The 16,351-nt window shown below is 67.3% G+C and carries 8 protein-coding genes; 2 read left to right on the top strand and 6 right to left on the bottom strand.

Going from position 1 to position 16,351, the window contains the following annotated elements:
* Positions 1–162 precede the first annotated feature (162 nt).
* Positions 163–429: a transposase gene (locus tag ACIQZO_RS33565; RefSeq protein ID WP_403633667.1), complete on the top strand. Its 267-nt coding sequence runs from the start codon at positions 163–165 to the stop codon at positions 427–429.
* A gap of 79 nt (positions 430–508) precedes the next feature.
* Here the strand turns inward: ACIQZO_RS33565 and ACIQZO_RS33560 are convergent, their stop codons facing one another.
* The 6 genes from ACIQZO_RS33560 to pglX form a co-directional block, all read right to left on the bottom strand.
* Positions 509–850, bottom strand: a complete 342-nt coding sequence (locus tag ACIQZO_RS33560) for a hypothetical protein (RefSeq protein ID WP_403633664.1) — start codon at positions 848–850, stop codon at positions 509–511.
* Between the two features lie 166 nt (positions 851–1,016).
* Complete coding sequence (locus ACIQZO_RS33555; RefSeq protein ID WP_403633662.1) at positions 1,017–3,161, bottom strand: DEAD/DEAH box helicase; 2,145 nt, start codon at positions 3,159–3,161, stop codon at positions 1,017–1,019.
* Positions 3,158–4,489, bottom strand: coding sequence for a BREX system ATP-binding protein BrxD (gene brxD / locus ACIQZO_RS33550; RefSeq protein ID WP_383900165.1), 1,332 nt, complete (start codon positions 4,487–4,489; stop codon positions 3,158–3,160). The genes ACIQZO_RS33555 and brxD overlap by 4 nt, the downstream gene beginning before the upstream one ends.
* Positions 4,486–7,314 (bottom strand): BREX-2 system phosphatase PglZ, encoded by a 2,829-nt coding sequence (pglZ, locus tag ACIQZO_RS33545; RefSeq protein WP_403633658.1) that lies wholly within the window; start codon positions 7,312–7,314, stop codon positions 4,486–4,488. The genes brxD and pglZ overlap by 4 nt, the downstream gene beginning before the upstream one ends.
* Positions 7,315–7,325: 11 nt before the next feature.
* Positions 7,326–11,258, bottom strand: coding sequence for a PglY protein (locus tag ACIQZO_RS33540; RefSeq protein WP_403633656.1), 3,933 nt, complete (start codon positions 11,256–11,258; stop codon positions 7,326–7,328).
* Between the two features lie 659 nt (positions 11,259–11,917).
* Positions 11,918–15,670, bottom strand: coding sequence for a BREX-2 system adenine-specific DNA-methyltransferase PglX (gene pglX / locus ACIQZO_RS33535; protein ID WP_403633653.1), 3,753 nt, complete (start codon positions 15,668–15,670; stop codon positions 11,918–11,920).
* A gap of 160 nt (positions 15,671–15,830) precedes the next feature.
* On the opposite strand from pglX, the gene ACIQZO_RS33530 reads away from it, so the two are divergent.
* Positions 15,831–16,304, top strand: a complete 474-nt coding sequence (locus ACIQZO_RS33530) for a hypothetical protein (RefSeq protein WP_383900160.1) — start codon at positions 15,831–15,833, stop codon at positions 16,302–16,304.
* Positions 16,305–16,351 lie beyond the last annotated feature (47 nt).

The raw sequence follows: 16,351 nt of genomic DNA, 5'->3' as shown, positions 1-16,351 counted from the left end.
GAGGCCGACGATTCAGAGCGAGGACAACCGAAGCGTCAATCGGGGATTGGGTCAGACCCCCCGAGCGGTGCAGCCTCATCCTCACAGTCGGGGATCTTGTGATGTCGCAGGGTTGAGCTGGGCAGTCTTCGGGTGTGCGTTTCAGGGGCGTTGGGGCGGTTGTTGCCGCATCTGTCCGGTGTTGTCATCGAGTCGATCAAGCGAACGGCCAAGTGGATAGACAGCGTCCTGGCCGACGACCTCCCAGCACTGCACTCCCTGGTCAACGGCCTGCGGCGCGACTTCGACGCGGTCACAGCCGGGCTCTCCACAGCATGGAGCTCGGGCCAGGTCGAGGGCCACGTCACACGCGTCAAGCTCCTCAAACGCATGGGCTACGGCCGGGCCAACCTCGACCTCCTACGCCAACGCGTACTCCTCAGCCCATGACCCTGCGACATCCACAAGATCCCTGTCAGAGCCCGATTTTCCAGAGGCCCGTACCGCTGGGGGCTGATGACTCGTCTCGTCAGAGGTCGACGCGACGCTCCGCTGCCGATGGGTCGTCGACGGAGCCGTAGCGCAGGACGACGTGCGCTGGGCGGAACGGCAGGTCGTTCAGGATGGGCGCCATGACGGCGAAGAGTGCGTCGGCGTCCGACCCGTAGGCGTAGAGGGCGACCTCGCCGCCTCCGTACTCGTTCCCGTCGAACTCGCCGACGTCGGCTTGCTCGATCGCCTCGGTCAGGAGGGACTGGGCCTGGCGGACGGCCTCCCACTGGGTTGGATCGCCGAGGCCAGCGTCGGCCAGCCGGTAGTGAGCGATGACGGCATGCTCAACGTCGTTTTCTGCTTCGTCTGTGTCAGCCACACAGAAGACGTTCTCATCCCGGACCGACATCCTCGTCGGCCTGGCCCTGCAGGACGCGGAGACCTCGACCTCCTACACAAACATGTACTGCTCGACCCGTGACCCTGCGACATCACAAGATCCCCGACAGAGCCGAATTACGCGACCGTCGACAGCTATCACGCCCTCATGCGGCCTTTCCCGTGAAGCGCGCCTGCTCGGACAGCACAGCAGCTGCGGACGTCAGGTCCGCAAGCCTGATCGCCAGCGTGGCCTCGGCGAGCCGGGGCGGTAGAGCGTCCCCGAATTTCAGGCCCCGTACGGCCTTTTCATCGATGTCGGGCAGTGCCAGCCGGTCCGCTGCGCCCTCGCGAGCGTGCTTCCAGTCCCCTGGGGTGAGATCGTCCCGGAGGCGCACCCAGTGGTCATTGATCCGCTGCCCTGGCACCGTAACGCTGTCGAGGGTCGCGGCCAGGGTGGCATTCGCCCGATGTCCGGCCCACGTCCACCAGCGCAGCTGACCTGCCTTCTCGTGTTCGCGCACGATCAGGGTGCCCCCAGGGTGAACCCGTTCCATGAAATGTTCCCGTGCTTCCTCCAGGCAGCCCTGAGCTCTTTTGGTCAGGTTCACGGGTGGGACGGCCCCCAGCAGCACCTCACGCACCGCGCGCACGAGCTCGTAGGAGGCTCCCCGGCCGAAGCCTGCCCCGCTCCACTTGGCTTTGCCGCCGCTGTCGGCCGGCTCGACGAAGCAGCGTTTGCGTTGCCAGTCGATGTAGGTGACCTGCCAGTTCCGGCCTGCGAGCAGGAGACGGCGAGGGCCCGTAATCTGCTCGGTGAGGAGGCTGGGGTCGGTGCGGCCGATCTCGGTGCGGCCCTGCAGGACCGTGAACTGGGGCGGGGCGGTGAATACGGCGGTGAGGTTCATGAAGTGCCGGTGGCCGAAGCGCCGCTCGGCTTCCGGGCCGATGAAGAGCAGGCCCCCGTCCTGGTCGAGGTAGCCCTCCGCCACGAGGTACTTGAGGATTGGTTCTGCGGGTCGGCCGAAGGGGCCAAGACCGTTCCACCATTCTTGCCAGAGATTGCCGCCGACGCTGCCTTCCTGGAGACAGAGGGCGAGCAGCTGCTGGGCCACGATGTGCCGTGGTTCGGGTGGCGCCACCACCGGTTCGACCCAGCCTCGCGACCACTGGAGCAGCAGCCCTGCCGCGCTCAGCAGGCCTGCTTCGTCGAGGGCGAGGAAGAGACAGTTGCGTGAGGTCCCTGGCCGGCGTCCGGTGCGACCGATGCGCTGGAGGAACGAGGCTACCGAGGAAGGGGCGTCAATCTGGATGATCCGGTCCAAGTCACCTACGTCGATGCCGAGTTCGAGGGTGCTGGTGGAGACAATCACACAGTCCCGCTCTTCCGCGAACGCGGTTTCGGCGCGTCTGCGTTCGTCGAGCGAGAGTGATGCGTGGGAAAGGAAGGTCGTGACTCCCCGGGAGCGCAGTTCTGCCCCCAGTTCTTCTACCAGACGCCTCGATTCACAGAAGACCAGTCGTTTCTCGCCGCGGTGCAGTGCGCTGATGACGGTGGCCGCATTTTCGAGCGATCCGACGTAGTCGAGTTGGATGTCGCCCGGTGGCGGGGAGGTAGCCGGGCCAACGGCACTGGACGGGCTGAGGTGCGGGGCGACGACTCGGCCGGGGCGACGGCCTGCGCCAGATCCCTGAAGCCAGGTGAGCAGGTCCTCGGGGTTGCCGACCGTCGCGGAGAGGCCGACCCGTTGCACGGGTCGCTTCACCACCTTCTGGAGTCGTTCCAGGACGGCCAGCAGGTGCCAGCCGCGGTCGTCGCCCGCGAAGGCATGGACCTCGTCCACCACCACAGCACGGAGACCGGAGAAAAACGAGGTGTGATCGACGTTGACGCTCACCAGCATCGCTTCCAGCGATTCCGGGGTGGTGAGCAGCACGTCGGGGCGTGCCACGAGGATGCGCTTGCGAACGCCGGAAGGGGTGTCCCCGTGCCAGAGCGCTGCGGTGCGGCCGAGCCAGGAGGTGTACGTCTCGATTCTCGGCAGCAGGTTGTTCAGCAACGCCTTGAGGGGACAGACGTACAGCACCGATGTGCCGGTCCACGGTGCGCTGTGCATCCTCGATAGCAGGGGGAAGCAGGCGGCTTCGGTCTTTCCTCCGGCGGTGGGCGCGAGGAGCACGGCGTCCTCGCCCGCGACGAGGGGTTCCACGGCCTGCTCCTGGAGCGGACGCAGGCCCCTCCAGCCCAAAGTGTTGACGATGTGATGGACCAGCGCCGGTTCCAGCTGCTCCGTCCCGTCGGACTCTCTCATGGCAGCTCCAGGGCGATGTCGCCGGCGTCACCGGCAGCAGCGTTGCGCTCCACCTCGGTGAGTTCGGTGTCCGTGACCGTGAGGGCGTAGTGCTCGCGTGGGTCGAAGTCCTCGAACTCGTCGACGCGGTCGAGGACATCGGCGACGAGTTTACGCAGGAAGACCCTTGGGGCGACTCCCACTTGGCCGCCGAGTCCGCCGGTGACGGCGGTGGCGAGTTCGTTGATGTACCGGTCGCCGACGCGTGCCGCCACCCGGTCGGGGTGTGCTGCGGCCTCCTGGTAGAGGTCGCGGACGGTGGTGCCCAATTCGCCGAGCCGGGGCAGGTCGAAGCCCTGGAGGCGCAGTTGTACGGCGCGCGGTGAGTCGAAGCGCGGTTCGGTGGTGAAGTCCGTGGCCAGGCGCTGGGCGAGGGGTGGCAGGCGTTGCGCACCCTGCTGTCCGTCGTAGAACGCCGGGGTGCCTGTGATGACGAGGAAGAGCCCGGGGAACCGGCCTGCGTCGATCTCGTCAAGGAGTTGCCGCAGTGCGTTGAGGCCCTTCTCCCTGACATCGCCGCGGACCCGCTGCAAGGTCTCGATCTCGTCGAGTACGAGGAGGAGCCCCGGGTGTCCGCAGTCTCGCAGGACGGTGAGCAGCCCTTGCAGGAAGCCGAGGGCTGCGAAGTGGTCGAGGTCCCCGCGCACTCCCGCCGAACGGCGAGCCGATGCGGCCACGGATTTCTGTCCGCCGAGCCAGGCGATCAGTGCCTCCGCGGTCGCGCCGTCCCCTGCCACGGCTGCCCTGCGGTAGCCGCGCAGAGCAGCGGCGAATGCCGGGGTAGTACGGGCGACATCGGCGAGGCGCCGCTCCATGAGGGCGTCCACCGCTTCGGAGATGGCCTCTTCGTCCTCCTCGTCCGTCTCCCCGCCGTCGAGGACTTCTTCCTCCAGCGTGTAGAACCACGAGTCGATGACCGCCCGTAGTGCGCTGGGCTGGTGCGTGGCTGTCGTCAGCCGTTCGGTGAGGCGGCGGTAGACCGTTTCGAGGCGGTGCAGGGGGGTTTCGGTCTCGGAGATCTGCACCTCTGCGGTGGCGAGTCCGACCCGCTTAGCGCGTTCGGCAAGCCAGCGGGCGAAGAAGGTCTTGCCCGAGCCGTAGTCGCCACGAATGGCGTGGAAGGCCGCACCGCCCCGGGCGACGGTGGCGAGGTCCTCGTCGAGGGCGTTCTCGAAGCGGCCGAGCCCCACCGCAAACAGGTCCAGGCCCGCCTGGGGTACGGTTCCCCGCCGCAGCGCGTCGATGACTTCTCGGCGTCGGGCGACGCTCACCGGGGCGGGGTGGGTCATGCCTGCTCCTTGGGCTTCGGCAGGAACTGCTCGCGCAGCAGCAGGATGTCGAGCTTCACCGCGTGGCCGCCCTCGATGAAACCGAGGACCGCATAACCCTCGACGTTCAGCAGCCGCTGGACGGTGGCGACGAAGCCCTCAATGTTGCGCCGAACCCGCCCTGTCGCGGAGATCGCGGCCGCGAGGGCTGCCGGGGACATAGTGCCGCCCGCCGCCACGAGGGCGTCGACGACTGTGGCGACGACCTTGGCTTCGGGGACTTTGCGGACGTACTCCTTCTGGGCCGCGTACACCTCGCTCGCGACCACCTGGCGGCCCAACGAGTCCGGAGCCTGCGGCACTGCCGTCTCCGGCACGGCCGGTTGCGGTACGGAGGTCGCCGGCGCGGTCGAAGCAGTCGACTGCGCGGGGGGCCCGCCCAGGACCTGCGCGCTTCGTGGCTGCGCTGCTGGAGCAGGGATGTTCTCCCCCACCGGCAGGAAGCCTTCCGCAACTTCGGAGCCCGGTTGCGGCGCCTGCCACCAGCCGGGGGCCGACTTCTCGCGTGGCAGCCCTTCCCAGCCCTTGGGCATCTGTTCGGCCGCCGCGACGAGGGCGAGCACCGGAACGGTCATTTCGGCGAGCGAGGCACCCCCGTGGTACCCGGCCTTGCGTCCGGTGTAGCGAATGTCCTCCCGCCACGGAGCGACGAGGGCTCCGCCCCCTTCCACCAGCACTCGGGGGCCCTGCAGCATGACCTCTCCTTCTGCTGCCCGCACACCGGTGCGCCAGCGCGCCGAAGTGGCCGCGGCGTCGGTGGCCACAGGCCCCTCGCTGCGGCTGCCGCGTTCCAGGACGTGCCCGTGATCGGCGACCAGGACGACCGGGCGTCCGTACCCTCGGGCCGCGGCGAGGAGCTCGCGCAGGTGGGTGATGTCGCCGATCTTCCACTCCGTGCCCCTCCCCTCCTGACCGTTGTCGAGGGCGTCGTCAATGGTGTTGAGGACGACGCCGACCACCGCGTCGGAGGCGAGCGCGGACATCAGCTCGTGCGCGAGGGCGTGACCGGCCCCGCCGGCGACGTCCCCCTTGTGGAAGAGCACGGCTTCTTGACGCCGCCGCTTCCAGAAGGCGGCGAACCCTGCGGTCTCGACGGACTGCCCGCCCTGGGCAGGCGCACCGCACAGCAGGGAGACGCGGCTCACACGGGTGAGGGAGGGCAGCATGGAGACGGCTGCGAGGCGTCCCGCACGCCCGCCTTCCGGCAGGCGTGGCAGGATCTCCCGCCAGCCCTCCCGTTCCACTTCCTCGCCGAACTGGGTCGCGACCGCACTGCTCATGCCGTCGAGGACGACGATCAGCGGTGCGCCCACGCCGGTCAGAGGGCGTACGACGGTGTCCAGAACGTTCTCGATCACCAGTGCGCCGTTGGGGTGGGCCGCGGTGGCGTGCGCGGACCAGGCCGCGAGGCGTTTGGCGAACTGTTCGTCGATGCGCCGACGGCGGGCGCGCCCCTGCTCATACAGTGCAAGCAGTTCTTGGCCGGTCGCCCTGTCGCCCCCGGGGTCGCCCGCCCACAGGAGGGTGAGGGCCCGGTCGACCCAGCCCCAGTCGGTGGCGTGGCAGCGGACGCCGTCGGCCACCGTGGGCACGGAGGGTTCGGCCTGTTCCAGCCAGCGCGCCGTCCGTACGGCCATCTCCGCCACACGTACCCGCTCTTGGTGGAGCGAGGCCAGGCCGTGCCCTGACAGTTCCGCCAGGGCCGCCTCTCCCGCTACGGAGGAACGGCGGGCTTCCGCCACGGTCCGGCGCAGTTGCGCAGCGAACCCGGTCGGCAGGAAACGGCTGCCGGCGAGGGCGTCGGTAAGTCCTGAGGTCTCCGCCAGGGCGTCTGCCCGGTCGAGTACGGCAAAGACCTCCTGCCGGGTGGAGGGGCTGCTCCTCGCCTGGGCGATCCAGCGTGTGAGGGTGCCCTCGACCGCGTCGGTGAAGGCGTTGAGCGCGGCTCTGCGGGGCATCACCTGGCCGAAGAGGCCGCCGATCGCCAGTGCGGTGTCGGGGTCGGCAGCGGGGTCGCGCAGGGCGGCGGCGAGGACGCCGAGGGCCATGGCATCGTGGCCGAGTTCGACTTCGGCGAGGGAGAGCAGCACCGTGGCTGCGGGTCCCGCGCTCTCCCCCAGCCACTTCTTCAGCTCGCCGCGTTCGACGGCAGGGAGTTCGGCGAAGCGCGCGGGGCCCGCCGGGGTGCGGGACCAGGCCAGCAGGGTATCGGTGTCCAGAGTGGGCTGCTGGGCCGGCGCACCAGAGGAGCCGGATGCTGTCCCACCGAGGCCCAGCCGCTGCACAGCCAGGGCACGCAGCGCGGTATCCAGGGTCAGCAGGCCACCGATGCGCGGCCAGCCTCCCGCATCGGCGGGCTCGGCGTCGATGAGGGCTTCGAGGAGCCAGTTCTGCCCGTACATCCGTACGTCCAGAGCCGTGGCGCCGAATCGCTGGGTGACGACTTCGGCGTTCTCGACGGTGAGGGTGCGGCGGCGCACGGCCCGACCACGCAGGTCCCAGCCGAGCTGCTCGTCGTCGACGCCGGTGGTCACCACGAGGACGTCGCCGGGGGCGGCCTCGCGCTTGTGGTCCTGCCACGCGGACATCACACCGAGGACGGAGGCTTCGTCCCGTACGTGCACGCGGAGGTTTACGCGCCCCTGCTCGTCCTGCACGGTGGCGGTGAACCGGGTCGGCGCCCCCGGGACGTACTGGCCGTGAACCAGCACGAGGCTGCGCTCGCGCAGACTGGCCGCGTTGGTCGCCAGGAGTGCCTCGACGGTGCGGCGGCCCACTTTGGGCACGGCGGGCGCCATCAGTCTTCGGTCCCTTCCCCGTCGACGGAGTGCGGGGTCTCGGAGGATCGCGGAGTCTCACTGTCGACCGGGTGCCAGCTGACCTTGATCCGGGCGTGCGGGTGCTCGGCGAGGTAGCCGCGGATCTCATCCCCGATACCGGCGACCGTGGCCGCGAAGGTCGCTTCGAGGCGGGTGGCCTCGATGACGTGCGCCGGGCCGGGGCTCTTGGGCCGGACCGGGTGGACGGCTTCGGGCTCGTCCTGCGGGAGCGTGACGGGAGTTGTCGGGAGGCGCGGGTTGCCGTGCTCGGTGAAGCTGATGTTCTCTGCGGTGGGTGCGGGCTCAGGCGTCGGGGCCGGGGCCGGCTGCGCTGCCTGAGCGAGCCGGTTGACCTCGCGCAGCAGGACCCGTACCTGATCCCGCAGGCCGTCGAGTACGGGAGCGAGCGAGGCCGCCTCTTCGTGGTCGTTGGCCGTGCGGTGCACCTGGTTCCAGATGCGGCTCGCCCGATCGCCCACGCTGTCATCACGGTGCGCGAGTTCACGGACTGTGTCGAGGTCGTCGGCCCAGTCCGGGATGCGGAGGGCAGCCAGGACCTCGGGAGCGTGCGTGAGGGCGGCTGCGATCTCCGTATCCTGCACGTCGTACGTGGCAGACGCCAATTCCCGCACCAGGGCGGCTGGTTCACCGGTCCTCAGGAGACGGGCGACGAGATCTGCGGCGGCCTTCATGGACTTCGTCCGGGGGGCGTCCGCACCGGCGGCTCCCGCCAAGGCGAGACGCGGGGCGTTGTTCTGCAGCAGAGTGCGTACGTCACCAACGGCGGCCCGGTGGGCGTCGGCGACCTCGCGGACCCGTTCCGCCAGGTTGCTGACGTTACGGGCGAAGAGGATGCGCGAGGCCGTCACGCCGAAGATCTTCCCCGCCCGGCTCAGCGCGACGGCGAACTCCTCGTCACTGGGGAGCTCCACAGCCCGCAGCCCGTACCCGGGGCCGATCCGGTCGAGGTCGGGCGCCTGGGCGAGGGGGGTGGTCTGGAAGACCCAGGTGCGGTCGTCGAGCAGGGCGTAGGTCGCGATGATCAGGTTGCTGACGTTGGTGTCGAGGCCGGTGTAGCCGAGTTCCTCGATCCAGGTCCGGATCTCGTCGACCGACAGGTCGGTGCCGGTGTCGGGGTTCTCCGCCGCCTTCTTGTTGATCCTCAGGCGCCAGTCGTTGGTGACATTGAGCGGCCCGTCGTGCACCTCGCCGAGGCCCAGGCCATGGACGATCTTCCGTACGGTGGCCAGCTGGTGGCCATCGACGACCACCCGGCGGGAGCCGTCCTCCATGGCCCTGTTGATCCACGTCAGGGCCGTCTTGAGGTCGCCCTTGGTGATGGGCTTACGGGTAAGCCGGGGGTCGAAGTCCGGGTGCTTGGGGTGGAGCGCCGCGAGGATGCCGTCAGCGATCAGGAAGAGGTTGCCCTCGAAGCTGACGGCGGCTGCCGGACGAATCTGCGTAAAGCCCGGCTGGAGCGCCAACAGGTGCTTCCTTTCGGGGACTTCCGCTCCCACGGTGCCCGCCTCCGCACGCGCGATGCCGTACACCTGCTGGAGGGCGTCGACGAGCTGAGCGGTGAGGCTGTCCCGCGACGCCTTGAGCTGGTTGCGGATCTGGACGCGTTCCTCGGCGGGGCGGGTGGCGGTGTGCTCGTCGAGGCGGTCCCGCTCCAGCAAGTAGTTGATCTTCAGGAGGCGGCCGAGGTTGCGGCTCTTCTGCTCGGAGAGGAAGTCGGCCAGCCAGACGACGGTGGGCGCGGTCTTCCCTGCCCGCTTCATCCGGTCGACCCGCTGCACGTCGTCCATCGGCGAATGGTCGCCGTCATCGAAGGGATAGTCGAAGACGAGCCTGACGTTCGCGGCCATCTGCGGCTTGAACGCCTCGTCGGGAAGGTGCGGGTCGCGGACGTTGCCGAAGACGAACTCGACGGTGCGCTTGGTGCCCCGCCAGACCACCTCCCGCTCGCTGACGAACGCCTGGGTGTCCGTGACGCCGAAGGCCGCCCACAGCTGGTCCTTGATCCACTGCCGTCGGTAGCCGTCCTGATCGGCCACGCCCTGCACCTCTTCGAGGAGCGGTTCGACATCGAGGTCGGAGAGGTGGAGGTGGAACACCGGATCGGAGTGGTCACCCTCGCTGCGCAGCTCGCCGTCGAAGCCCTCCGACTGGAGCTCCTTGAGCCGGTTGACCGCGACCGATCCCGCGTCACCGACCCGGGTACGGATCGTGCCGTGGTTCAGGGCCGCGAGCCTGCCCCCGGTGAGCCGGGACAGGGCGGGGACGTGCGGGGCGAGGGCGGCGAGCAGCAGCGTCTTGACGAGCCGGTCGTCGGTCTGGAACCGCTTGTCGTCCTTCGACCCGTACTTCTTCAGCAGGTGCTCGCTGACCCGGTCGTGGAAGCGGTGCGCGATCTCCGACTCCTGGCGCAGCTTCGCCGTGAACGCCTCGCCGGTACGTGCCGCGATGACGTCCCACAGATCCCCTATCGGGATGAGCTCACCGAGCTTGAGGTCGTCCTGGCGTCGGCGCAGCAGTTCCTGGACGAGCTTGAGACCGGTCCGCTCGCGCTGGAGCGCGCCCGAGAGGTCGACCAGGACGTTGAGGAGGGCGGGCGAGAGCGGGTACAGCGTGCGGAAGTCGTCCCAGTCGGCTTCGGTACGACCCTGGGCGTCGAGCAGCACCTGCCGCACCTCGTCCTTGGAGGACTCGACGATCTTGAAGGCATCGTCGCGTGCGCTCTCCATACCGGCCCGGGGAGCGAGCACGCGGTGCTTGATGATCTCGACGAGGTTGCTGTCCTCCAGCTCGACCACGTCGATCCGCCCCGCCAGGTACTCGATCTGGCTCTGGAGGTTCTGTACCTCGGCGCCCGCCACGTCCGAGCCGATCAGCTGGGAGAGGTCGCGCTGGCGGGAGATGAAGGAGATGATCGGCGCCGGCCGACCCGGATCGGCGGACTCGATCAGCTTGACCAGACGCTGCACCTGGTCGCGGACGAAGTCCTGGTCGCCCATGTGCGCCTGGAGCCAGAGAATCAGCTCGTCCAGGAAGAGTACGACGCCGTCGTAGCCGAGACCCTTGGCGTGCTGGGAGATGACCTTGAGGCCGTTCTCCAGCGGGATGAAGGAGTCCTTGTCGCCCCGGGCAGCCTGGGAGTACGACGCCATGGGGCCGCTCAGCAGCGCCGATACGAGGCGGTTGCGGGACTCGTCGTCGGCGTGCGCCGCGAACGCGGCATCCAGGTCGGCAGTAGTCCAGCCGTCCGCAGCGGGAGCGCTGCCCGGACCCGCGTCGATGGGGGGTACATCGTCCTCGTCCTCAGCGGCCCGGGCGGCCGGGGCCGCCAAGGCGTCCACACCCAGCCACTGCCTGAACTTCGCGTCGTCCGAGAGGAACTCGCGCTGCCGCCGTGCGTCCGCGAGCAGTGCGTCCGCCCGGTACACGGCAGGTGTCGACGCCTCGGGGTGAAGGGCCTTTACCGTGTGCACATAGCCGCTGAGCAGAGCGGAGTCCAGGTCGGTGGAACCCACGAGGTGGTAGGGCACCATGAGGAACTTGCTCTGCGGCAGCCAGTCCTGGTGCTCGGCCATGACCTCGGCCAGGCGCGGCTTGTTCCGGGCCGCCGAGTGATTGTTGAGCGCCGCGTGCAGCACGGTCAGGAAGTGGCTCTTACCGGCACCGAACGAGCCGTGCAGGTAGGCGGCATGCGAATCTCCGCTGCGCACCGCAGCGGCCACGAGCCCGAGCGCCTTGCGGAACTGCTTCTGGAGCTGCTCGGTGACGACGTACTCCGCCACCCGCGCCTCGGTCGCGTTGAAACCCTCAGAGAGGTCGATCTTGAAATCGCCCGCGTGTACGTCTTCCTTGATGTCGATGACATCGCGCAGGACGAGCTCTCTGGTCGGCATCAGGCGATCATTCCCTCACTCGGCTGGGCCACGGCTGGACAGGTGAGGCGCAGCGTGCGGCGCACCGTCGCCAATCTTGCCAGGTGGCACGGGCATGGAGCCGGGCTCGCGCCTACTCTCCGCCCCGGCCTCTTGCTCTGAGCGACCACGCGACGCGCTTCCGCCCCTCAGATCACTGTGCGTCGTCACCCCTGGCCCAGAGTGGTGGCCGACTCTCGCCCTACCCGCACCGTGCCCGCCCTGGCCCCTGAGTGAGGAAGATCGCGCGCGGCCCGCTGATGGGGCGGCTGCATCCGGTCCCCCGCCAGAGGGTGGGGTACGGGTGGGAAGGTCATAACGGTGGGAAGGCCCCAGGGGCGGCCCAGGGCAGCCGCCAACTGGGGGCCGGATCAGCGGACGCCTGACATGCTGGAGGACGGAACGGCCGGACGCTGCGGGAAAGCTGACCCGGATGGCCGAGGACTACGGGGACGGCGACAACTGCATCGAGGTCGGCCCGCGATCCACGTCCGCGATTCGAAAGACACCGATCTCCGGCCCTTCACAGTCTCGCTCAGCGCTTGGCCCGCCTTCACCGCGTACGCGTCCAACGCCGACTGCTGACCCACCGAGCAACACGAGGGTGACGCGGCCCACGCACCGCCTCACCCGACACACCTCTACTCCTCGGACAACTCTCCCTGCTCCATAGCCCCCTCCTTCTGCTTTCTCGGCTGAGCGGCCTTCTTCCCCCGAGTCTTCTTCACCGGCCGCCACGCCTCCATCTGCGCCTCACCCACGGAATGTGTGCGCAGAAGCTTCTGGAACTCGGCCTCCAACTCCTCGGCCGGCGCCATGTCGTCCCAGTCCGCATCCGGCTTGCTGTGCCACTGCTTAACCCACGGCATGACTTCACGCAGGCCCGCAAGGAGCGGAGCGATCCGCTCCGCGGCCCAGCCTTCACCCTTGGTCCGCGCCTCGATGACCTGAATCAGCGCCTGTGCCTGATCTTTGTGGTCCCACCCGGCCCAGCCGAGCAGCAACGTCGAGTCACCGTCCGGACTTGCTTCGGGGTACGAGATGAACCGCTCCTTGGGAACGTCGAGCTTGCCCCGGTTCGCCCAGTAGGAGGTCCGCAGGAAGTCGGAGGTCTTGTACTTGCTCGGCAGATCAATCTCGCGCTCTTCTCCTCGGTCCTGCGCGCGCTGATCCTTCCAGACCTGCTCCCACTGAGCACGAATACGCAGCCCGGAATCCTTGTAACGCATTGCCGCGAGATACGGCACATGCTCATCGGCAATCACCTCGGACAAAACCTGCGCAAGCGGCAGATCCGGCATACCGAGATGGTCCGCGGCATAGAGGGCAGCGACAGAAAGAAAATCCGTGTCCGAACTCATCCGGTCAGCGAGGTAGTTGACCGTCATCGCGCGTGGCTGCTTCATTCCATCTCGCAGCTCGTACCACAAGTCGACGTTCTCACAGCGATCGAGCATCCAGGACCGCAGGGCCACACGCTCCTTCTTTCCCCATGCCTCGGCAGCCCATCGCCGCTTACATTCGGGCCGCTCGATCAACCCGATATCCTTGGATCGGGAGGAAATGATGTCAATTCGTGCTTGCACCACAGCTTTGTACTCATCCGACCAATGGGAAGGAATTTCCAGGATTGAGGTCGCATCATGACGGTCAAACCAGACGGTCTTCGCCTTTCGCTCAGCGACGAGTCGGGCAAGCACGATCTCGAAAGCTCGTTCACCCAAAGCGACTTCAGGCACGGCGCAGGTTTTCGGAAGGGTGACTCGATCCACCTCGTCCGGGTTCAGCAAGCCGTAGAGACCGTAGACCGTCCAGTCGAGCTCTTCCTGTAGGGCGACCAGCCGCCCCTTGGCAGCCTCACTGGCTCGCTGCGCCTCGTTCAGATTGACCCTGAACGGAGTCTTCCGCGCAGCGACAACATCTGGTTCATTGACTGCCACTTCTTGCGCCAAGAGGTCTAGAGCGCGTCCGATATCGAGCGGCAATTTCCCTGGCAGCGGGAACTCTTGAATCTTGGTTCCGGTGAATTCATAGAACCTTTCCCACTCGTCATGCATGAACCCACCAGTACCCGACTGACTCCCCTTGTCGTGACTGACCTGCTTCAACCAAAAGCAAGCCGTAGAAGAGTTAAGCACTCCCAGCAATTCCAAATAGCGATCCTCACTCCACCCTTCTGGCAATTTAATAACGGGAGCCGTTCTAATGCACGCCACCTCTCGCCGATTGAGGGAGAAGTGATTATGCGTGGAGACGAACGGGTATGTAAGAAAGATAGGAGGGGTAAGGCGGCGAGAGTAAAATTCCCGGAACTCGGTCCAATTAATTCCATCAATATCTTGGACCGCAATACCGAATCGCTTGCGCGCTTGGAGATAACTACGTGTCAACCATAGACGGCGAATCATTGGGGAGTCGCCGGGAAGGTCAATCGGATTCAGCTTCTGGCTGTATGGCCAAAGCACCTCCTCCCTGTCGAGCACCCTGTAGTCCCGAACCGTCTCGCCGGACACAAGGGGGCGACTGATGAGCCCTTCGTCCCGCGCAGCAACATGCCGCGGCACTACGAAGGAATCATCGTCACCCGTGATGCTCACGAACCCGAGATCGGCTTCCCAGTCTGAAAGCCTGGCCCGCCCTGCGTCGATCACGGCAAAGACGCTCCCGGCGCCGCCACCAGCCAGCGACCACGGATACTTAGCGAAGCCCCCTCGGTCTGCGTCCTCCACCGACACCCAGCCGGACTCACTCCCCGGCCGCCCCACTTGCTCCACAATCGCCCGCCACACGGCACCCTCTGCCGCATTCACCGGCTGCGAAGGCTCCCCCCGTACACCTAGCACCGCACGCAACGCTCTCTCCGGGCTAGGCACTCGGTTCCGCCCCACCAAAATCACCGTCGGCGTACCATGCCCGGGGATGTACGCCCCCGACGTATCAATCACATGCGAGAGTTCAGCTCTGTTTCGGAAGAAGACCTCGATCAGTTTCTTTCCGAACTCCCGCTTCATGAACGAGTTCGCCGTGATCTGGCCGACAAACCCACCCCCACCGAGCCGCCCGCCCGGCCCTCTCACCGCCAGGTCGAAAAGCCGCTGCGCAAACGGTACGGACAACGCATAAGCCCCCGCACACACATCCTTGTACGCCTTCCGGTAATTCTCGTTCTCCTGCTTGTCCTTCACCGTGATGTACGGCGGATTCCCCACCACCACGTGATACGACCCCCGCCCCAGCAAGTCGGACTTCCTCGCGTACTCCCACACGTCTTCCGTCGAGTACGCGTATGCCTCCCCGTCCTCCCTCCCCACAACCGCTTCCGCGAACAGCGTGTCCAGGTCCGTTTGGATGCCTGCCGCACCCCGCCCGTGCAGCAGCGAGTCACCGACCGCCACGTTGATCGGGAACGGCGGCGTATCCGCCAACCGCTCCGCTCCCGCCACCCGCATCGCTGCGACCAGCAGGCGGAAGCGGGCGATGCTCGCCGCGAACGGGTTCTTGTCGCAGCCGTGGACGGAGTCCAGGGAGCGGCGGACCAGGGTCCAGGTGTCCGTACCCGGTTCCGAGATGCGCCATTTGTCGAAAAGGCGGTGGAAGATGCCGAGCAGGAAGTGGCCGGAGCCGCACGCGGGGTCGATGGTGCGCAGGCCGCGCAGGGGGTCGCCGTTCGGGTCGTTCGGATCCTCCCGTGCGGCGTTGAGGCCGTATTCCTCGATCGCTGGTTCCAAGGTGAGGTCGAGGATGAACTCCTCGACGAATTCCGGGGTCTGGAGTAGTGCGTACGTCTTGCGGGCGTGCTCGCTCAGCTCTTGGTAGAGGTCGCCGAGGAAGCGGGTGTCCCACTCGGGGTCGGTAAAGTCGTGGCGGATCTCACCCGCCGCGCCCCAGCGTCGCCAGAAGAGGAGGAGGCGGGTGGCGGCGTCGTAGCTGGGGGTGAGGCCCCAGAGGGGGTTGTGGTTCTCGTCGAAGAGGCCGGCGACGGTCGCATTGGTACCGGTGAGGTGGTGGAAAGCCTCGATCAGCCAGTCGCGGTCGTTGAGGCGCGGGTTCTCGCGGAAGAAGGCCTCGTGCCGGGCCTCCGCCTCGGCCAGGCGTTCGCCGGGGCCCGCGATGAAGGGTTCCTCGATGAGGCGGTTGTCCTCGCAGAAGCGGACGAAGACGCAAGCCAGCACCCACGCGGCGGCGGCCTGCGTGACTCGCTCGTCGCGCCAGGCGGAGTAGGGGGCCGCGATCCGCTTAGCCTCCTTGGCCTGCCGGTACTCTTCCTGGAGACGGTCCCTGAACTCCTCCACGGAGTCGCTGCGCTCGCGCAGGTCGTCCTCCAGGTCGAGCACCTGCCGCTTCAGGTCCTTGACCAGACCTTCCCTGTACGTATCAGTCGTCGCCGCTGTCACTGTTCGCTTCCTTCTCCCACTGCACCACACCGCGTCCTCACCCGTCGCGAGTCCCGCAGCCAGGTCCTTCAATCCTGCCAGCACCGTTATCGGTCCAGCGCCTCTCCCGTTCACGGAAAGGCCTCGTGCCGCGCCTGACCCCGCCGTTAAAGTGATCGTCGTGACGGCCTCCACTCCACCTCAGCCCGCCCCGCACACCTTCCTCAAGGCGGGACACGATCACTACAAGGCTGCGCTACGGCTGTCCGAGAAGGCCCCCGTTCTTCCCGGGCCGGCCGATCACCTCGCGGGGCTGGCTGCCGAGTGCGTCGTCAAGGCCATGCTGATGGACTTCTTCGGTGCGAAGCAGGACAGCGCGTACGGCATCCCATACACCCAGAAGACCGCGAACGACAAGCAGACGAAGCACCGGCACATGCCTGAGGTGTGGGATCAGCTCCAGCTCATCGCGTCGGGCCACCGGGGCAGTCTGATCCGCCAGCGGATACCCGCCCAGAACCCCTTCAGCGCACCATCCGACGAATGGGACGTCGCCCATCGTTACTGTGACGGCGACAGCCTTGATCCGCAACGACTCCCCCGCCACATGGCGACCGCCCTCGCACTGATCGAGGCCTACGAGTCGGCGAAATGATGCCGAACCCCGAAACCCACTCCTCGACCCAGGAAGCGACCCAAACC

It is taken from the genome of Streptomyces sp. NPDC097617 (assembly GCF_044761485.1).
Taxonomy (GTDB): Bacteria; Actinomycetota; Actinomycetes; order Streptomycetales; family Streptomycetaceae; genus Streptomyces.
Note: the sequence above shows the minus strand (reverse complement) of the source record. Positions and strands in the feature narration are given on the sequence as shown.